General features: G+C 71.8%; 16 protein-coding genes and 1 riboswitch. Of the genes, 15 read left to right on the top strand and 1 reads right to left on the bottom strand.

The window, feature by feature from the left end; translation table 11 throughout:
* Nucleotides 1–3 precede the first annotated feature (3 nt).
* The 6 genes from ACIO1C_RS21650 (at nucleotide 4) to ACIO1C_RS21625 (ending at nucleotide 9482) form a co-directional block, all read left to right on the top strand.
* Nucleotides 4–4092, top strand: coding sequence for an SAV_2336 N-terminal domain-related protein (locus ACIO1C_RS21650; RefSeq protein WP_401865949.1), 4089 nt, complete (start codon nucleotides 4–6; stop codon nucleotides 4090–4092).
* A 67-nt stretch (nucleotides 4093–4159) separates the two neighbouring features.
* Entirely contained in the window at nucleotides 4160–4642 is a 483-nt protein-coding gene (locus ACIO1C_RS21645) for an Lrp/AsnC family transcriptional regulator (RefSeq protein WP_327237570.1), read from the top strand.
* 175 nt (nucleotides 4643–4817) lie between these two features.
* Complete coding sequence (locus tag ACIO1C_RS21640; RefSeq protein WP_401865947.1) at nucleotides 4818–5615, top strand: carbon-nitrogen hydrolase family protein; 798 nt, start codon at nucleotides 4818–4820, stop codon at nucleotides 5613–5615.
* Nucleotides 5616–5705: 90 nt separating this feature from the next.
* The gene (locus ACIO1C_RS21635; protein WP_401865945.1) at nucleotides 5706–7409 is read left to right on the top strand and encodes a flavin monoamine oxidase family protein; all 1704 of its coding nucleotides are present in this window, start codon (nucleotides 5706–5708) and stop codon (nucleotides 7407–7409) included.
* A gap of 221 nt (nucleotides 7410–7630) precedes the next feature.
* Nucleotides 7631–8914, top strand: a complete 1284-nt coding sequence (locus ACIO1C_RS21630) for an alginate lyase family protein (RefSeq protein WP_401865943.1) — start codon at nucleotides 7631–7633, stop codon at nucleotides 8912–8914.
* A 100-nt stretch (nucleotides 8915–9014) separates the two neighbouring features.
* Nucleotides 9015–9482, top strand: a complete 468-nt coding sequence (locus tag ACIO1C_RS21625) for an acyl-CoA thioesterase (RefSeq protein ID WP_401865941.1) — start codon at nucleotides 9015–9017, stop codon at nucleotides 9480–9482.
* Here ACIO1C_RS21625 and ACIO1C_RS21620 read toward each other — a convergent pair.
* Nucleotides 9436–10656: an MFS transporter gene (locus ACIO1C_RS21620; RefSeq protein ID WP_401865939.1), complete on the bottom strand. Its 1221-nt coding sequence runs from the start codon at nucleotides 10654–10656 to the stop codon at nucleotides 9436–9438. The two genes, ACIO1C_RS21625 and ACIO1C_RS21620, sit on opposite strands and share 47 nt — an antisense overlap.
* Before the next feature lie 139 nt (nucleotides 10657–10795).
* Here ACIO1C_RS21620 and ACIO1C_RS21615 point away from each other — a divergent pair, with 139 nt between their 5' ends.
* From ACIO1C_RS21615 to ACIO1C_RS21575, 9 genes are all read left to right on the top strand, one after another.
* Nucleotides 10796–11983 carry an ROK family transcriptional regulator gene (locus ACIO1C_RS21615; protein WP_401865937.1) on the top strand — a complete coding sequence of 396 codons (1188 nt, stop codon included), beginning with the start codon at nucleotides 10796–10798 and terminating at the stop codon, nucleotides 11981–11983.
* A gap of 156 nt (nucleotides 11984–12139) precedes the next feature.
* A riboswitch (FMN riboswitch) is annotated at nucleotides 12140–12270 on the top strand.
* 181 nt (nucleotides 12271–12451) lie between these two features.
* Nucleotides 12452–13615 (top strand): bifunctional diaminohydroxyphosphoribosylaminopyrimidine deaminase/5-amino-6-(5-phosphoribosylamino)uracil reductase RibD, encoded by a 1164-nt coding sequence (gene ribD / locus ACIO1C_RS21610; RefSeq protein ID WP_401866352.1) that lies wholly within the window; start codon nucleotides 12452–12454, stop codon nucleotides 13613–13615.
* A complete protein-coding gene (locus ACIO1C_RS21605; RefSeq protein ID WP_401865935.1) occupies nucleotides 13616–14224 on the top strand; it encodes a riboflavin synthase in 609 nt (202 codons plus the stop codon).
* Nucleotides 14221–14880, top strand: a complete 660-nt coding sequence (locus ACIO1C_RS21600) for a nicotinamide riboside transporter PnuC (protein WP_401865933.1) — start codon at nucleotides 14221–14223, stop codon at nucleotides 14878–14880. Before ACIO1C_RS21605 ends, ACIO1C_RS21600 begins: the two co-directional genes overlap by 4 nt.
* A complete protein-coding gene (locus ACIO1C_RS21595) occupies nucleotides 14877–16175 on the top strand; it encodes a bifunctional 3,4-dihydroxy-2-butanone-4-phosphate synthase/GTP cyclohydrolase II (protein ID WP_401865931.1) in 1299 nt (432 codons plus the stop codon). The genes ACIO1C_RS21600 and ACIO1C_RS21595 overlap by 4 nt, the downstream gene beginning before the upstream one ends.
* A gap of 58 nt (nucleotides 16176–16233) precedes the next feature.
* Entirely contained in the window at nucleotides 16234–16719 is a 486-nt protein-coding gene (gene ribH / locus ACIO1C_RS21590; protein ID WP_401865929.1) for a 6,7-dimethyl-8-ribityllumazine synthase, read from the top strand.
* Between the two features lie 34 nt (nucleotides 16720–16753).
* A complete protein-coding gene (locus ACIO1C_RS21585; protein WP_161310382.1) occupies nucleotides 16754–17026 on the top strand; it encodes a phosphoribosyl-ATP diphosphatase in 273 nt (90 codons plus the stop codon).
* 87 nt (nucleotides 17027–17113) lie between these two features.
* Nucleotides 17114–17962: an ATP phosphoribosyltransferase gene (gene hisG, locus ACIO1C_RS21580; protein ID WP_401865927.1), complete on the top strand. Its 849-nt coding sequence runs from the start codon at nucleotides 17114–17116 to the stop codon at nucleotides 17960–17962.
* Nucleotides 17963–18025: 63 nt separating this feature from the next.
* A complete protein-coding gene (locus ACIO1C_RS21575) occupies nucleotides 18026–18553 on the top strand; it encodes a PH domain-containing protein (protein ID WP_401865925.1) in 528 nt (175 codons plus the stop codon).
* The last annotated feature ends 13 nt before the right edge of the window (nucleotides 18554–18566 follow it).

The following is an 18566-nucleotide window of genomic DNA, read 5'->3' as shown; positions in this document are numbered from 1 at the left end:
CCGATGTTCCGGACGGCGCGCGCGATCCTCGCGGAGGCGGGGATCCCCTGGGAGCGGGAGGACGAGGAGTTCTTCCTCGACGCCCTCTGGCTGGCCGGCGTGGTCCCGCGCGGGGTCGCGGCGCCGCTCCTCGCGACCGCCTCCCGGGACCTCACGCATCCTCCCGCCCCCGCCGCCGGGGGACCGGGCGTCCCGCCACCGGCGGACGAGGAGGCCGACCCCGAGGATCTGCTCGCCGACGCGGCCGGGGCACCGCCCGCCGTCCCACCCGAACCGCCCCGCATCCCCGGGGCGGTGGGCGCCCCTTCCGGCGCGGGGGCGCCGGGCCCGGCGCTGTGGATGCCGGGCGCGAAGGCGCTGGACCAGGAGCTTGCGCTCGGCAGGGCCCTGAGGCCGCTCAAGCGGCGCCGGCCGGGGCGCCGGCCGACCGAACTCGACGAGGCGGCCACGGCGGCGGCCCAGGCGGACACGGACACCCCTCAGTTGGTGCTGCGGGCCAGGCCGGAACGGTGGCTGCGACTGGCCCTGGTCATCGACGGCGGCCTGTCCATGGCCCTGTGGGAACGCCACTGCGCCGAACTGCAAGCCGTCCTTGAACGCAGCGGCGCGTTCCGCCAGGTGGACGTCCATCAGATCCGTTACGGCCCCGGCGATCCCGACGTACGACTGGGCCGGCCGTGGTCGTCGGCCGCCGCGACGCGCCCCGGGCGTTCGGTGGCGGACCTCTCGGCCCGGACGATGATCCTGGTGGTCACGGACGGGGCGGGTTCCGCGTGGCGGGACGGGCGGATGGCGGCGGTTCTCGGGCGGTGGGCCAAGGCGGGGCCGACGGCCGTGATCCACACGCTGCCGCGCCGCCTCTGGGCGGGCACCGGTGTCCAGGCGGACACCTGGCACGTCACTGCGCCCCGGCCCGGCGCGCCGAACCGGGCTTGGCAGGTCGCGCACCCCGTCCTGCCCCCGGACGTCTTCCCCGCCCCCGAGCTGCCGGTTCCCGTCCTGGAACTGAACGCCCCGGACCTGGCGGCCTGGGCCGCCGCGACCACCGCCACCGGCGGCCCCGTCCCGCTGCGCCTGTGGATGCCGCACGAAGCGGCGGGTGGGGCGGTGCGCTCCGGCCCGGTCTCCGCCGAGGACTTCGGCCGCGCCGCGTCACCCGGCGCGGTGCGCCTGGCTGCCCACCTCGCGGCCATGGCGCCGGTGAGCGTGCCGGTCATGCAACTGGTCCACTCCTGCCTGGACGGGGGGAGGGGGCTGGCGCCGCTGGCGGAGGTGCTGCTCGGGGGGTTGCTCCAGCCGGTGCCGCCGCTGGGAGGGCTGTGGGAGGGCGGTCGCCACCGCTTCTTCGACTTCACGGCGGAAGCGAAGGACCTGCTGTTGGACGCGGTACCCACGTCGGACCTCATCGACGTGAGCGACCGGGTGGGGGAGCGGATCGAGGCGCTGGTCGGACGGTCCTCGGACTTTCCGGCGTGGCTGGTGCCGCCGGCTCCGGAGGGGGCGGACGAGGACGGCACGTCGCGACCGTTCGCGCGGCTGGGGCCGACGCTTCAGCGGCGGTTCGGGCTGGTGCCGGAGGTGGTCGTGGGATCCGCTGTGGCGGTGCGGCCGGCGGAGGAGTGGTACGCGGCGATTCCGGGGGGCACGTTGAGCACGTCTTTGGGGGTGTTGCTCGGCGCCGCGGGCCGCTCCACCGTGGACTACGCGCGGGAGAGCGCGGTGCCCGAGGCGCTGCTTGCCGAGTATCTGGATGGCACCACGGTGCCTCCTTGGTCCTTTGTCGACGCGCTGCTGCGACAACCGGCGGCGCCGCGACATCCGCCGGCCGGAGTCAGGGACGCGGTGCGTGACCAGTATCTCGGCCGCGTGTTGGCCACCGCTCCCGAGGCGGTCCGTGACGCTTTCGCGGAGATGCAGCACACGATGCGCCTGTCGGAGATTCCCCGTGATGCCGAGCTGCTCCTACTCAGGTTGCTCGCCTATCTGGTCGCGCCGCCATGGGACAACCCGTACACCGGAACACCGCTGTTCCAAGCCGAAATGCTCTCCCGCCACCTGAACCAGTACGGGATCGTGGTGGCGAGGGAGGAAAGCCGGGGCAAGTCCGTCCTGAGCCGCGAAGACATGATCTGGCCTACGGACGGATATTCCATCCCCATCGGAATTGAGGCGTCCCGCCCCTGGGCGGACGTCATGGACGGGTGGGCCGTCAGCGAGATGGGCGTGTCGGATCCCGTGTCGTTCCTGATCGTCGTGGACGACAGCAACGACCCGGACGGTCCGACTCCGCTGCGCGAGTGCGCCATGCTGTTGCGCGGCGCTTCCGGAGCCGTGGTCGCATTGCGCCACCACGCGTGGCGGGGCATGCGGGAAACGGTGGCGCCTCCTTCCGTCGCCGTCTCGCCGCCCCCGTCGCCAGAGGCCGGTGTGGTGACACGCCCGCGTGTGTCCTCCGACGCCAGGACGGCGTTTTTCACGGCCCTGTCCCTGCTGCACAACCAGGCCGGTTCCCCCACCCATGCCTCACTGAGCAGCCGGGTCAGCGCCATGTCCGGCTCCGTGTCCCTGGCGAAGTCGACGGTCGGTGCGTGGCTGCGGGGAGAGACCGTCCCGTCGTCGGGCTCCGTTTTCGCCCTTCTTGTCACCTATCTGCGGCAGTTGGCGCGCGAGCGCGGTCATCGGCCGCGCACGATCGCGGAGTTCGAGACGATGCGCGCCGCCGCCGTCCGGAACCAGGTCACGTCGAACCAGTTCGAGCACGGGGTGTGCGTGGCCGTGAGCATCGTCGGCTACGCGGATATGAGCGGGCGCGGCCAGAACGCGGAGCGGGAGATCGTGCGTGAACTCGTCTTCCACGCTGCGGCGGCTACGGAGGTTCCGTACTACGAGAGTCACGACTTGGGGGACGGCTTTCTCTTCGTCCTTCCCGGTCGCCTGGACGAGCCCGCAGTCGTCTCCGCGTTCCTCGACGATCTCTCGGCGGGCGTGACCCGGGCCTATGCCCAGCGGCGGCATCCAGGTATCCGGGTAGCGCTGGATCGGGGGCCCATTCAGAGGACCGAGTCCGGGGCCGTAGGAGCCGTAGTGGGCCGGGTGGCTCGTTTGCTCGATTCCATGGCCCTGCGCGAGAGTGTGTTCGGGCGGCCGTCCCAGCAGTACGGGCTCATCGTCTCCGAGGCGCTGCACCCGGAGGTCACCGCTGCACTGCCCGGACGATTCGAGCCGGTGGCTTTGGACGCGGCGGGCACGGTAATCAAGGCGTGGCTGCTTACGCCCCCGCCCCGCGCACAGTCGGTCGCGGACCCGGAGCACTCGAACGCCGTCCTGGTGGGAACCGCCCACTACCAGCACCTGCCGGACCTCCCCGGGGTCACCGAGGGGATGAGCGCCTTGGCGGAACTCCTCAAGGACACGGCGGGCGGGGCCTTCGCCGCGCACCGCACGCGCGTGGCGCTCGACGTGCCGGACGCCGCTGGAATCCTGGCTGCGATCGCCGACGCCGCCGACGCGGCCACGCACACGCTGCTGGTCTACCTCGCCGGCCACACACTGGTGGAGCCCGGCACCGGGTCCCTCACCTTCGTGTTGTCCGACACGCATCCGAACGCGAGGCACACAGGCTTGCGCTACGAAGCGGTCACCCGGATCGTTCGGCGGAGCGCTGCCCGGTACAAGGTCGTCATCCTGGACTGTTGCATGGTCACCAGGACGGTGGTCGACCAGGGACTCCTGTCCGGCGAGCGCCTGAACTCAGCGTGGGGAGAGGGCGCGAGCCTCCCGGCAGGCGACGGTACGCTCGACCGGTACGCCGTGGTGCTGGCGGCGTCGTCCGCTCAGTCTCTCGGACCCGAGGACTACCTCGGGCCGCCGTCGCGCTTCACCGGCGCGCTCGTCCGCGTCCTGGCACAAGGCGTTCCCGGGGCCGCCGAACACATCGACGCACATCTGCTCTACGACCAGGTGAAGGCGACAGCAGATCTGGACGCCAACGTGTCGAGACGGTCATGGAACGAGCCGAAGGCCGCCAGCGCCCCCCTCGCCGTCAACCGCGCCCACCGCCCCCCACCCGCCCCGGTTCGCGACGCGCGCTGACCCACCGTGTTCTACTTCGGTGACGGCCTCCGCCGCCCCGCCACCGCAGAGAAGTGAACCACCAGCAGTGCGACTCAACGATCTCGACGAACGCATCGTCCACGCCCTCGCCGAGGACGCCCGCCGTTCCTTCGCGGACATCGGGGCGCTCGTCGGGCTGTCCGCGCCGGCCGTCAAGCGGCGTGTCGACCGGTTGCGGGCCGAGGGGGCCATCACCGGATTCACCGTACGGGTGGACCCCGCCGCGCTCGGCTGGCAGACCGAGGGGTTCATCGAGATCTATTGCAGCCGCAACACCTCGCCCGAAGCCATCCACCGGGGCCTGGAGCGCTACCCGGAGATCGCGTCCGCCTCGACCGTCACCGGGGACGCCGACGCGATCGTCCAGGTGTTCGCCGCCGACATGCGTCACTTCGAGCAGGTGCTCGAGCGCATCGCGGGCGAGCCCTATGTCGAGCGGACTAAATCGGTGCTGGTGCTGTCGCCCCTGCTCAGGCGCTACTCGTCGGGGTCCCCCGGGGCCCCGGGCTCACCCGCTCGGCAGGGCTGAGACCCCCCTCGCGCGGTCGGCGACGCACCCCACGCAACAAATCGCCGCGCCCGCCCGCCCCCGCGCAACAGATCGGTGGTCGGCGCGCAACAGACGTGTCTTGTCCCGGCCAGGCGGCGGCCCGTACGGTCGAGACGTCCCCCAGAACCCCTTTCGTACCGTGCGAGGTCCCGCCATGCCGTCGCTCCGCACCGCCCTGCTCCAGAGCTCCGGCCGGCCCGGTGCCGTGTCCGGCAATCTCGCGGCGCTCGACACGGCGGCGGGCCGCGCCGCCGAGGCCGGTGCCGGGCTGCTGGTGTGCCCCGAGATGTTCCTGACCGGGTACGCGATCGGCGACGAGGTGTCCCGGCTGGCCGAGCCCGCCGACGGGGCCAGTGCCGGGGCCGTCGCCCGGATCGCCGCCCGGCACGGGATCGCGGTGGTGTACGGCTACCCCGAGCGCGAGGGCGAGCGGGTCTTCAACGCGGCCCAGGTCATCGCCCCCGACGGCGCGCGGCTCGCGAACTATCGCAAGACCCATCTCTTCGGTCCGTTCGAGCACGCGCACTTCACCCCCGGTGACCGGCCCGTGGTCCAGGCCGAGCTGGGCGGGCTGCGGCTCGGACTGCTGATCTGCTACGACGTCGAGTTCCCGGAGAACGTCCGGGCCCACGCCCTCGCCGGCACCGACCTGCTGCTCGTGCCCACGGCACAGATGCACCCCTTTGAGTTCGTCCCCGAATCCGTCGTACCGGTCAGGGCCTTCGAGAACCAGATGTACGTGGCGTACGTGAACAGGACCGGCCAGGAAGGCGAGTTCGAGTTTGTCGGGCTGAGCTGCCTGGCCGGACCCGACGGCGCGACCCGGACGCGCGCCGGACGCGGGGAGGAGCTGGTCCTCGGTGAGGTCGACCCCGCGCTGCTGAGCGCCTCCCGCGAGGCCAATCCGTATCTGCTGGACCGCCGCCCCGGTCTGTACACCTCGCTCGGCTGAACGACTTCTCACTCCACCGCCCCGAACCCGCCCCGCCCCCGAATCCGCCCCACCCCTGAGCCAGTCGTACCCGCAAGGAGTCCGTACCCCATGACGGTGCCCACCGCTGTCGAGCACGTCGAGCCGGCGCTGCCGCCGATCACCATGTTCGGACCCGATTTCCCCTTCGCGTACGACGACTTCCTCAAGGACCCGGCCGGTCTCGGGCAGATACCGGCGACCGCGTACGGCGCGGAGGTCGCCGTCATCGGCGGCGGCGTCTCCGGCCTCGTCGCCGCGTACGAACTGATGAAGATGGGGCTCAGACCGGTGGTGTACGAGGCCGACCGCCTCGGCGGCCGGCTCCGTACCGTCGGCTTCGAGGGCTGCGACCCCGGACTGACCGCCGAGATGGGCGCGATGCGCTTCCCGCCCTCGTCCACCGCGCTCCAGCACTACATCGACCTGGTGGGCCTGGAGACGCGGCCCTTCCCCAACCCGCTGGCCGCGGGCACCCCTTCGACCGTCGTCGACCTCAAGGGCGAGTCCCACTACGCCCGGACCATCGACGACCTCCCGCAGGTCTACCGCGACGTGATGGCCGCCTGGAACACCTGCCTGGAGGAGGGCGCGGACTTCTCCGGCATGAACCGGGCCCTGCGGGAGCGCGACGTGCCGCGGATCCGGGAGATCTGGGCGCGGCTGGTGGAGAAGCTCGACAACCAGACCTTCTACGGCTTCCTGTGCGACTCGCCCGCCTTCAAGTCCTTCCGCCACCGGGAGATCTTCGGCCAGGTGGGCTTCGGCACCGGCGGCTGGGACACCGACTTCCCCAACTCGATCCTGGAGATCCTGCGGGTCGTCTACACCGAGGCCGACGACCACCACCGCGGCATCGTGGGCGGCAGCGAGCAGTTGCCGCTGCGGCTCTGGTCGAGCGTGCCGGAGAAGATGACGCACTGGCCGGCCGGAACTTCGCTCAAGTCGCTGCACGACGGCGAGCCGCGCCCCGCCGTGACCCGGCTGCACCGGACCGCGGGCAACCGCGTCACGGTCACGGACGCGTCGGGCCGGATCCGTACGTACCGTGCCGCGATCTTCACCGCCCAGTCCTGGCTGCTGCTCTCCAAGATCGCCTGTGACGACTCGCTCTTCCCGATCGACCACTGGACGGCGATGGAGCGGACCCACTACATGGAGTCGTCCAAGCTGTTCGTGCCGGTCGACCGGCCGTTCTGGCGGGACGAGGCACGCGACGACCAGGGGCGGCCCACCGGGCGGGACGTCATGTCGATGACGCTCACGGACCGGATGACGCGGGGCACGTACCTGCTGGAGAACGGTCCCGACGAGCCGGCCGTCATCTGTCTCTCGTACACCTGGTGCGACGACAGCCTCAAGTGGCTGCCGCTGTCGGCCGAGGAGCGCATGGAGGTCATGCTCACCTCGCTGCGCGAGATCTATCCGCGGGTCGACATACGGCGGCACGTCATCGGTAGTCCGGTGACGGTGTCCTGGGAGAACGAGCCGTATTTCATGGGCGCGTTCAAGGCGAACCTGCCCGGTCACTACCGGTACCAGCGGCGGCTGTTCACGCACTTCATGCAGGACCGGCTGCCCGCGGACAAGCGGGGGATCTTCCTGGCCGGTGACGACATCTCGTGGACGGCGGGGTGGGCCGAGGGCGCCGTCCAGACCGCGCTGAACGCGGTGTGGGGAGTGATGACCCACTTCGGCGGCGGTACGGACCCGTCGAACCCGGGGCCCGGGGACGTGTTCGACGCCATCGCGCCGGTCGAGCTGCCGGAGGACTGAGCGCGGGGGCTTCCGCAGGACCGCCAGGACCGCCCGACGGCCGGGCACACCCGATGGCCGGGCACACCCGATGGCCCGGCACACCCGACGGCCGGACACATACGTCTATGGCCGGTCCCATCCGTGAATCGTGTGTGAACCATTGTCAGTCGTAGTGGGCGCCTCTACGCTCCAACGGTCTCGTTCGTGAATGTCGTTCACATACATGATGGGAGCGCTCGATGAGCGGAACCCCCCGAAGGCGCCTGGGCACCCTGATCGCCGCCGTGGTCACCGCCGCGGCCGTCCTGGTCCCCGCCGCCTCCTCCACCGCGGCCCCCGCCGTCCCCGCGACGCCGGTGATCGACGGGAAGCGGCTCCAGCAGGCCCGTACCGCCCTGGACAAGGGTGACCCCGCCCTCAAAAAGGCCCTCAAGTCCCTGACCACGCAGGCCGATTCATGGCTCGACAAGGGACCGTGGACCGTGGTCGACAAGCCCAGGCCGGCGCCCAGCGGCGACCCCCATGACTACCTCAGCCAGGCCCCGTACTACTGGGCGTCGCAGCCCAAGACCCCCGAGAACCCCTGGGGTTGCCCGTACGTGCAGCGCGACGGCGAGCGCAACCCCGAGGTCGACACGGGCACCGACCGCCCCGACATCGGCAAGGTCTTCAACTCGACCACCACGCTCAGCCTGGCCTGGTACTACACGGGCCAGAAGAAGTACGCGGAGCAGGCCGCGAAGGTCCTGCGCACCTGGTTCGTCGACCCGGCGACCCGGATGAACCCCAACCTGAACCACGGGCAGTTCATCCCCTGCAAGACCGACGGGAGGGCTATCGGCATCATCGATTTCAGCCAGCAGTACAGCTCCGTTCTGGACGCCCTCGCGATCCTCGACACCGGCGCGCCCGGCTGGACGAAGAGCGACCGCGACGGGATGCGGACCTGGAACAAGGACTTCCTCGGCTGGCTGGTCAACTCCCCCTTCGGCAAGGAGGAGTCGGCGGCCAAGAACAACCACGGCACCTTCATGGACCTCCAAGTGGCGTCCCTCGCGCTGGCCACCGGCGACAAGGCGCTCGCACGCAAGATCGTCCTCGACTCGCGGGCCAAACGGATCGATCCGCAGATCGCGGCCGACGGCCGCCAGCCGCAGGAGCTGACCCGTACCCGCAGCTGGCACTACTCGACCTTCGACCTGGTGGCGTACACCCGCCTCGCCGCCATCGGCAAGCAGGTCGGGGTGGACCTCTGGGCCTATCAAGGGCCGCAGGGGCAGAGCCTGTTCAAGGCCGTCGACTATCTGCTGCCCGCCGCGACCGGGGCGGCCGCCTGGCCGCATCCGGAGCTGGAGTTCTACCGGTACGCGGCGAGCGACATCGTCCACGCGGCGGCCGACGCCGGTGACAGCAAGGCGCGCGCGGCCGTCCCGCTGCTCCAGGCACCGCCCGGCGGCGACGTCTGGGCGCTGCGGCCCGCCGCGGAACAGCTCGACTCGATCGCGGGCCAGACGCTCATCTGAATGGCGCGGGCGGGACTCCTGCGCGGATGCGAGAGGCGGATAGGATAAAACCGCCCATACCGGCCGTCTCGGCCGTCTCGCACCGCCCGGGAGTCCCCTCGTGACCGCTGGCACCCAGCCCACCACCGACCACGTCGACTTCGGCGTCCTGGTCCCGCTGACCGTGTACTTCGACGACTTCGACCCCATGGGCCTGCTCCACAACAGCCGCTACGCGGTGCTGGTGGAGCGCGCCTGGATCGCCTACTGGGAGAGCCAGGGATTCGGCGGCCGGAAGTTCGCCGCCGCCGAGGGGGACGAGTTCAACGTCGTCAAGGATCTGCACATCGTCTTCGACCTGGCCCTGGACCGCGCGGGGGAGTACGCCGTACACCTGTGGCTGGAACCCCTCGGCCGTACGTCGGCCACCGCCGGCTTCCGCGTGTGCTCCGCCGACGCCGCCGTGACGTACGCCCACGGCACCCGCACCGTGGTCCGCCTCGACCCCGGGACCCTGCGGCCCGTCGCCTGGAGCGACCACGTCAGGTCGCTGTCTTCGTCGATGCTGCGTCCGGAGCCGGACCGCTGACCCCCGCCGGCCGCCGGTCGCCCGTCCGCAGCACCCCGGCGCCCACGATCAGGCCGAAGGCCAGCACGGTCACCAGCCCGAAGGAGACCACCAGCGACGTCGCGTCGGCGACCGCGCCGATCGCCGAGGGGGCGATCAGCCCCGACGTGTACGTGATCGTCGCGACGCCCGCGATGGCCTGGCTCGGGTTGGGCCCGCTGCGCCCGGCCGCCGCGAAGGCGAGCGGTACGACCACCGCCACGCCCAGTCCCAGCAGGCCGAAGCCCGCCATGGCGATCAGCGGATGGGGGGCCACGACCACCAGGAGCCCGCCCGCCAGGGCGAGCGCCCCGCCCGTCCTGACCGTCCGTACGGCTCCGAACCGGTCCACCACCCGGTCGCCCGCGAGCCGCGCCACCGTCATGGTGAGGGCAAAAGCGGTGGTCGACGCGGCGGCGACCCCGGCCGAGGTGTCCAGCACGTCCCGGAGATAGACCGCGGACCAGTCGAGACTCGCGCCCTCCGCGAAGACCGCGCAGAACCCGACCGCCCCGATCAGCAGCGCCGACCTCGGCGGCAGCGCGAAGTGCGGCGGCGGCTCCTCGCCGGGCGCGCTGCGCAGGTCCAGGACGTGCCGGCAGGCGAGCAGGCCGAGGGCCGTCAGCACCAGGGCCGCGATCAGGTGGTGCAGCCGCGCGTCCGTGCCCAGGTGCGCGGCCACGGTGCCGGCGGCGGAGCCGATCAGCGCCCCCAGGGACCACATGCCGTGCAGGCCGGACATGATCGACTTGTCGAGGCGGTTCTCCACCTCCACGCCGAGCGCGTTCATCGCGACGTCCGCCATGCCCGCCGTCGCGCCGTACACGAACAGCGCCAGGCACAGCACGTACAGGTTGGGCATCAGGGACGGCAGGATGAGGGAGAGCGTCCACAGCGCGAGCAGCCCGCGCAGCGCCTGACGCGCCCCGAGCCGGTGGCTGATCGCGCCGGCCAGCGGCATGGCGAGGGACGCGCCGATCGCGGGGAAGGCGAGCGCCAGCCCGAGCTGGCCCGCGCTGATCCCCGCGTGGTCCTGGATCCAGGGGATGCGGGTGGCGAAGCTGCCGGTCACGGCGCCGTGCACGCAGAAGACCGCCATCACGGCCCTCCGCGCCTGCCGCAACCTCGCCCCGTCGTAGACCGCTTCGGTCGTCATCGCGTCCAGTCCTCCCCTGCCGGTCGTGTGTCTGGCCACCCGTGCCGTCGATGCGGGGAGTAAATTATCAGGAACCCTGCCTGATAGATAGCGGACCACCGAGCGAAAACATCCGCCGGCGATCTGGAAGGATCCCCGCATGGCCGCATCCCCGAGCACCGCCCGTGCCATCAACGACCGGCTCGCGCTCCGACTGCTCCAGCAGGAAGGCCCGTTGACCGCCGGACAGCTGAAGACGATGACCGGGCTCTCCCGCCCCTCCGTCGCCGATCTGGTCGAACGCCTCCAGGGGTCCGGGCTCGTCCACGTCGTCGGGGAGACCGGCGACCGCCGGCGCGGGCCCAACGCGCGGGTGTACGGGATCGTCGCCGACCGCGCCCATCTCGCCGCGCTCGACGTACGGACCCACAGCGTCTCCGTCGTCGTCGCCGACCTGCTGGGCGCCACCCTCGCCGAGGCCACCCTGCCCATCGGCAGCGACACGGCCAGCGAACCCGCCGTCGAGCAGGCCGCCGCCCTGCTGGAACGCACCGCCCGCGAGGCCGGGGCCGTACGCCTGCACAGCGTCGGCATCGGCGCGCCAGGACTGGTCGACCCGGTCAGCGGCGAACTGCGCGAGACCAGCGGGCTGCCCGCGTGGCACCGCCACCTCGTCACGGCCCTGCACGACCGGCTCCCCGCCACCGTCCTGGTCGAGAACGAGACCAATCTCGCCGCCCTCGCCGAACAGCGCCTCGGCGCGGCCCGGGGCCAGGACACCTTCGTCCTGCTCTGGCTCGGCCACGGCGTGGGCGCGGCCGTCATGCTCGACGGCAGACTCCGCAGAGGCGCCTCCGGCGGCGCGGGCGAGATCGGTTTCCTGCCCGTGCCCGGCACCTCGCAGCTGCCGTCCGCGCTCGCCTGCGACGGCGGCTTCCACACCCTGGCGGGCTCGGCGGCCGTCTGCGAACTGGGCGAGCGGCACGGCCTGACGCCCGATCCCGGGCCCCAGGAACTGCCCGCCGCCGCCTATGTGCGCGCCGCCCTGGCGGCGGAGGAGAAGGGCGAACCGTTCCTCGTCACGCTCGCCGAGCGGCTGGCCATCGGGGCGGCGGCGGTCAGCGCGGTCCTCGACCCCGGCCGGGTCGTCCTGGCCGGCGAGGTCGGCCACGCGGGCGGCGCCGCCCTGGCCGCCCGGGTCGAGGAACGGCTCGCGGCCATGACCCCGCTGCGTACAGAGGTCAGGGCCGGGACCCTGGGCGGCGCGGCGGTCCTGCGCGGGGCGCTGCTCACCGCGCGGGACGCCGCGCAGGACGCGCTGTTCGCGCCGGGGGCGGAAATCCGGTGACCGTGTGCCGGCCGATCCGCCGACCGTGCGCCGGCCCATCCGGTGACCCTGCCCCGACGGATCCGGTCACCACGCCCTGACCGTCTGTGAGCCAGCACACAGAGGTCACCCGGTTGGCCGACGATCAGGCGTGGCACACTGTTTCTGTACCAGAAGCAGCGCACTCCGGGGTCGGTGTAATTCCGAACCGGCGGTTATAGTCCGCGACCCGTCCGCAGCCAGCGGCCGGTTGACCAGGTGAGATTCCTGGACCGACGGTGAAAGTCCGGATGGGAGGCAGTGCGCGGCGGGCCATGATCGGGTATGCCGCCGTCGGCGGTTCGTCCTCGGACGAGCCGGTTCGCCGGCCCTGGCGCCCCCGAATGTGTCCCGTTTCTCTGTCGTCATCGACAGGCCCCGGAGTCCGTGCCCCAGAGGCAGGAGGACCCGGTGGCAACGGAAGCCGAAGCGGTGACCGACGCGGACGCGATGCGTCGCGCGATCACGCTCGCCGCCCTCGGACTCGGCTCCACCAGCCCGAACCCGGTCGTCGGATGCGTCATCCTCGACGCCTCGGGACGGCCCGTGGGCGAGGGGTTCCACCGGCGGGCCGGCGGCCCGCACGCCGAGATCCACGCCCTGCGCGCGGCCGGCGAGCGTGCCCGGGGAGGCACGGCCTACGTCACCCTCGAACCCTGCGACCACACCGGCCGTACGGGCCCCTGCTCCCAGGCCCTCGTCGACGCGGGCGTCGCCCGGGTCCTCTACGCGGTCGCCGACCCCAACCCCCGGGCCAGGGGCGGCGCCGACACCCTGCGCGCGGCCGGTGTCACGGTCGAGCGGGGGCTGCTCGAAGAGGAGGCCGAGGCGGGTAACACCGCCTGGCTGACCTCCGTACGGCTCGGCCGCCCCCACGTCCTGTGGAAGTACGCGGCCACCCTCGACGGCCGGATCGCCGCCGCCGACTCCACCAGCCGCTGGATCACCTCCGCCGAGGCCCGCGCCGACGTCCATCGGCTGCGCGCCGAGGCCGACGCCGTCGTGGTCGGCTCGGGCACCGCCCGCACCGACGACCCGCACCTCGCGGTACGGGGCATCGAGGGCGCCGTACAGCCGCTGCGTGTGGTGGTCGACACCGAGGCCACCGCCGTACGGCCCGGCGCACGGATCCTGGATTCCGCCGCGCCCACCCTGATCGCCGTCGCCGAGGACGCCGACCTGGACGGCCGGGGGCACCTCAAGGACGTCGTACGGCTGCCCCGCGCCGCCCGCGGTCTGGACATCCCCGCCCTGCTCGCCGCGCTGTACGAACGCGGGGTCCGGTCCGTCCTCCTCGAAGGCGGCCCGGCGCTGGCCGGTTCGTTCGTCGCCGCGGGCGCCGTCGACAAGGTCGTCGGCTACCTCGCCCCCGTCCTCCTGGGCGCCGGACCCCACGCCCTCGGGGACGCCGGAATCACCACGCTCACCGGGGCGTTGCGACTCCGCATGACGGAGAGCACCCGGATCGGCGCGGACCTGCGCGTCACCGCCGTCCCCGAAAGGGAGGCCGACGCCACCACAGCACTCCCCGCCACAGCCGTCCACGACAGTGCCGTCGCCGACACCTCCACCCCCGTGCCCGCCACCCCGGGCACCGCCACGAAGGAGCACTGAGTGTTCACCGGAATCGTCGAAGAACTGGGTGAGGTCACCGCCGTCGAGAATCTCGGCGACGCCTCCCGCTTCACGCTGCGCGGCCCCGTCGTCACCGACGGAGCCAAGCACGGCGACTCCATCGCCGTGAACGGTGTCTGTCTGACCGTGGTCGACCTGGACGGGGGCGCGTTCACCGCCGACGTGATGGCCGAGACCCTCGACCGGTCCAGCCTCGGCGCGCTCGCCGTCGGCTCCCGGGTGAACCTGGAACGGCCGATGGCCGTGGGCGGCCGGCTCGGCGGACACATCGTCCAGGGCCACGTGGACGGCACCGGCACGGTCGTCGAACGCAAGGTCTCCGAGCACTGGGAGATCGTCAAGATCGCCCTGCCCGCCGGCCTCACCCGCTACGTCGTGGAGAAGGGCTCCATCACCGTGGACGGCGTCAGCCTCACGGTCGTGGACGCGGGACCCGATTACTTCACCATCAGCCTCATCCCCACCACCCTCGCGCTGACCACCCTCGGCCACAAGGGACCCGGCGACCCGGTCAACCTCGAAGTCGACGTCATCGCGAAGTACGTGGAGCGCCTGCTCGGCGCCGGATCCGGGGAGCCCGTCCAGTGAGCGCCCTGACCTGGCTGAACGGCGAGGCCTTCACCGCCGTCGGGCAGCACATCCTGTGGTCCGACATGATCGGCAACACGATCGGCCTGGGCGCGCTCGCGCTCGGCTGGCGGCGCTCGATCTGGACCTGGCCCGCCCAGTTCCTGTCCGGCGTCATCCTGGTCGGCGCCTACGCCTCCGCTGACCTCAGCGGCGGAGTCGGCAAACAACTCCTCGTCATCGGTGTGGCGTTGTGGGGCTGGCGGCTCTGGCAGCGCGGAAGGCGGCGGACCGGCGACAACGCCGACGGCACCATCGCCGTCCGCTTCGCCACCTGGCGCGAGCGCGCCATGCTCGTGGGCGGCACCGCCGTGGGCACGCTCGCCGTCGGCAGCCTCTTCATCGCCTTCCCCGACCTCTCCTGGAACCCCTGGCCCGACGCGTACATCTTCGTCGGCACGCTCGCCGCGATGGTCGCCCAGGCCCGCGGGCTGGTGGAGTTCTGGTTCGCCTGGCTCCTGGTCGACCTCGTCGGCGTCCCCCTCGCGTTCAGCAGCGGGCTCGCCTTCTCCGGTCTCGTGTACGTGATCTACCTCGCCCTCGTCCTGTGGGGGATGCGCGACTGGTGGCTGCGCTCCAGGGCCGGCGCCGTCTCTCTGGAAGGAGCAGCAGCATGACTACCACCGCACTGCCCACCTGGTACTCCACCGACAACGTCGAGGACTTCGCCCTCGACCCGGTCGAACAGGCCATCCGCGACATCGCCGCGGGACGGCCCGTCGTCGTCGTGGACGACGAGGACCGGGAGAACGAGGGCGACCTCGTCATCGCGGCCGAGAAGGCCACCCCGGAGATCATCGCCTTCATGATGAGCGAGTGCCGCGGCCTGATCTGCGCCCCCATGGAGGGTGACGAACTGGACCGGCTCGCCCTGCCCCAGATGGTCGACCACAACACCGAGTCGATGGGCACCGCGTTCACCGTCTCCGTGGACGCTGGCCCCGCCCACGGCGTCACCACCGGCATCTCCGCCGCCGACCGGGCCACCACGCTCCAGCTCCTCGCGGGCGGCTCGGCGGGCCCCGCCGACTTCGTACGGCCCGGACACGTCTTCCCGCTCCGCGCCAAGGAAGGCGGGGTGCTGGTACGCAACGGTCACACCGAGGCGGCCGTCGACCTGGCCCGGCTGGCCGGGCTGCGCCCCGCCGGGGCCATCGTGGAGATCGCGGGCGAGGACGGCGTGATGCTGCGCCTGCCCGACCTCGTGCCGTTCGCCCGCAAGCACGGGCTGACGATCATCTCCATCGAGGACCTGATCGCGTACCGCCGTACCTCCGAGCCGACCGTCCGCCGCGAGGCGAAGGTCCACCTGCCCACCGCCTCCGGCGACTTCACCGCGTACGGCTACCGCTCGGTCGCCGACGGCGTCGAGCACCTCGCCCTCGTCCACGGCGAGATCGGCGACGGCGAGGACGTGCTCGTGCGCGTCCACTCCGAATGCCTCACCGGCGACATCTTCGGCTCGCTGCGCTGCGACTGCGGCCCCCAGCTCCAGGCCTCCATGGACCGGATCACCGAGGCGGGGCGCGGAGTTGTCGTCTACCTCCGCGGCCACGAGGGCCGGGGGATCGGCCTGCTGTCCAAGCTGCGCGCGTACGAGCTCCAGGAGCGTGGCCGGGACACCCTCGACGCCAACCTGGAACTGGGCCTGCCCGCCGACGCGCGTGACTACGCGGCCGGCGCGCGGATCCTGGACGACCTCGGCGTGCACAGCCTGCGGCTGATGACCAACAACCCCGACAAGACGTCCGCGCTGGTACGGCACGGGCTGAACGTCACCGGCCGCGAGCCGATGCCCGTCCAGGCCGGCGAGCACAACCTCCGCTACCTGCGCACCAAGCGGGACCGGATGGGGCACGACCTGCCGTGGCTGGATCCGGCCGTCGCCGTGTCGGCCTGCGGCAACCAGTAGGACGCGTAGACCCGTACACACACCTGTACCACGCACAGAACGAGCTTCGAGGAGAGACGTGAGCGGCAAGGGCGCACCCGAACTGAGTGTGAAGAACTGCGGTGACCTCAGGGTCGCCGTGATCGCGGCGCAGTGGCACCAGAAGGTCATGGACGGTCTGGTCGACGGCGCCCTGCGCGCCCTGCGGGAACTGGGCATCGACGAGCCGACCCTCCTGCGCGTGCCCGGCAGCTTCGAACTGCCCGTCGTGGCCAAGGTCCTGGCGGATCGCGGCTACGACGCCGTGGTCGCGCTCGGCGTCGTCATCCGGGGCGGCACCCCCCACTTCGAGTACGTGTGCCAGGGCGTCACGCAGGGCCTCACCCAGGTCTCCATCGACACCGGCGTCCCCATCGGTTTCGGGGTGCTGACCTGCGACACCGAGGACCAGGCCCTCGACCGCGCGGGCCTGCCGGAGTCGAACGAGGACAAGGGCCACGAGGCGGTGACGGCCGCCGTCGCGACCGCGACCATCCTCCGGACTGTGGCCGAACCCTGGCGTTGAGACTCGGGGAGGGCCGCGTAAAGTGGGCGCCACCATGTCGAAGAAGACGTTCGAGGAGCTGTTCACCGAGCTCCAGCAGAAGGCCGCCAACGGCGACCCCGCCACCTCACGCACCGCCGAGCTGGTGGAAAAAGGCGTGCACGCCATCGGGAAGAAGGTCGTCGAAGAGGCGGCCGAGGTGTGGATGGCCGCGGAGTACGAGGGCAAGGAAGCCGCCGCCGAGGAGATCTCCCAACTCCTTTACCACGTCCAGGTGATGATGGTGGCGCGCGGCATCTCCCTCGACGACGTGTACGCCCATCTCTGAGCCGTACCGCCGCACGCCCCGACCGGACCGCAGGGCCCCGGCCGGGCCCCGTACGACCCGCCCCTTCGCACAAAGGAATCGGACCCCATGCTGCGCATCGCCATCCCCAACAAAGGCTCCCTCTCAGGACCTGCGTCGGCGATGCTCCATGAGGCCGGCTACCAGCAGCGCAAGGAGTCCAAGGAACTGGTCCTGGTCGACCCCGAGAACGCGGTCGAGTTCTTCTACCTCCGCCCCCGCGACATCGCGATCTACGTCAGCTCGGGCCGGCTCGACATCGGCATCACCGGCCGGGACCTGCTGCTGGACTCCGGGGCCAGCGCGGAGGAGATCCTGCCGCTCGGCTTCGCCCGCTCCACGTTCCGCTACGCCACCAAGCCCGGTACGGCGAGCGGGGTCGCGGAGTTCGGCGGCATGACCGTCGCCACCTCCTACGAGGGCATCGTCGCCAAGCACCTCGCGGACAACGGTGTCGACGCCTCCGTCGTCCACCTGGACGGCGCGGTCGAGACCGCGATCGAGCTGGGCGTCGCCCAGATCATCGCGGACGTGGTCGAGACCGGCACGTCCCTGCGCAACGCGGGCCTGGAGGTCATCGGCGAGCCGATCATGACCTCGGAGGCGGTCGTCATCCGGCGCACCGGCGCGGACTCCGAGACGCCCAAGGTGCAGCAGTTCCTGCGCCGCCTCCAGGGCGTCCTGGTGGCCCGCAGCTACGTGATGATGGACTACGACTGCCGCGCCGAGCACCTGGAGCGCGCCGTCGCCCTCACCCCGGGCCTGGAGTCGCCCACCATCTCCCCGCTGCACAATGAGGGCTGGGTCGCGGTCCGCGCCATGGTCCCCGCCAAGGAGGCGCAGCGGATCATGGACGATCTGTACGAGCTGGGCGCCCGCGCGATCCTCACCACCGCCATCCACGCCTGCCGCCTCTGATACCGGCCCGTACCGCGTGCCGTCCTCCCCGCCCCGATGTCCCCTCCGGAAGACCGAAACCCCATGCCAGTGCTGCCCTCGCCGCCCGTGCTCCCCGTCACCTTCCGGGCCACCCGTACCCGGATCGTGCTCCTCAGCGTCGGCGCGGTGATGTTCGCGGTCATCTCCGTCATCGGCATGACGCTGGACCAGCTGAACCCGGGGGAGCGGCTGAGCTTCATCGTCACCGCCGCGCTGTTCTTCGGCGTGCTCGCGCTCCTGAGCCGGCCGAAGGTCGTCGCCGACGCCGACGGGGTGACCGTGGTCAATCTCACCCGGACCCGCCGGCTGGCCTGGGCGGAGATCCTGCGGGTCAATCTGCGCACCGGCGACCCCTGGGTCTTCCTCGACCTCAGCGACGGCAGCAGCCTGCCCGTCCTGGCCATCCAGCCCGGTGTCGCCAAGGAACACGCCATCCGCGACGCGCGCGCCCTGCGCGCCCTCGCGGAGTCCCACGGCACCGGCAGCGACGCCCGGGACCCCGAACCGCAGGGCCCCGGGACCGGTCCACGGAGCACCGGCCCCGGCGACGCCGGAAGCCACAACGGCTGAGCCCCTGCCCTCC

Origin of the sequence: Streptomyces sp. NPDC087420, from assembly GCF_044744165.1 — a bacterium.
In the GTDB taxonomy this organism is placed as follows: domain Bacteria; phylum Actinomycetota; class Actinomycetes; order Streptomycetales; family Streptomycetaceae; genus Streptomyces.
Note: the sequence above shows the minus strand (reverse complement) of the source record. Positions and strands in the feature narration are given on the sequence as shown.

What these genes read in the sequence shown, in the direction of transcription:
- ACIO1C_RS21650 (WP_401865949.1), top strand. Translation starts at nt 4, where the DNA reads ATGTTCCGGACGGCGCGCGCGATCCTCGCGGAGGCGGGGATCCCCTGG.
- ACIO1C_RS21640 (WP_401865947.1), top strand. Translation starts at nt 4,818, where the DNA reads ATGCCGTCGCTCCGCACCGCCCTGCTCCAGAGCTCCGGCCGGCCCGGT.
- ACIO1C_RS21635 (WP_401865945.1), top strand. Translation starts at nt 5,706, where the DNA reads ATGACGGTGCCCACCGCTGTCGAGCACGTCGAGCCGGCGCTGCCGCCG.
- ACIO1C_RS21630 (WP_401865943.1), top strand. Translation starts at nt 7,631, where the DNA reads ATGAGCGGAACCCCCCGAAGGCGCCTGGGCACCCTGATCGCCGCCGTG.
- ACIO1C_RS21620 (WP_401865939.1), bottom strand. Translation starts at nt 10,656, where the DNA reads ATGACGACCGAAGCGGTCTACGACGGGGCGAGGTTGCGGCAGGCGCGG.
- ACIO1C_RS21615 (WP_401865937.1), top strand. Translation starts at nt 10,796, where the DNA reads ATGGCCGCATCCCCGAGCACCGCCCGTGCCATCAACGACCGGCTCGCG.
- ribD (WP_401866352.1), top strand. Translation starts at nt 12,452, where the DNA reads ATGCGTCGCGCGATCACGCTCGCCGCCCTCGGACTCGGCTCCACCAGC.
- ACIO1C_RS21595 (WP_401865931.1), top strand. Translation starts at nt 14,877, where the DNA reads ATGACTACCACCGCACTGCCCACCTGGTACTCCACCGACAACGTCGAG.
- ACIO1C_RS21585 (WP_161310382.1), top strand. Translation starts at nt 16,754, where the DNA reads ATGTCGAAGAAGACGTTCGAGGAGCTGTTCACCGAGCTCCAGCAGAAG.
- hisG (WP_401865927.1), top strand. Translation starts at nt 17,114, where the DNA reads ATGCTGCGCATCGCCATCCCCAACAAAGGCTCCCTCTCAGGACCTGCG.
- ACIO1C_RS21575 (WP_401865925.1), top strand. Translation starts at nt 18,026, where the DNA reads ATGCCAGTGCTGCCCTCGCCGCCCGTGCTCCCCGTCACCTTCCGGGCC.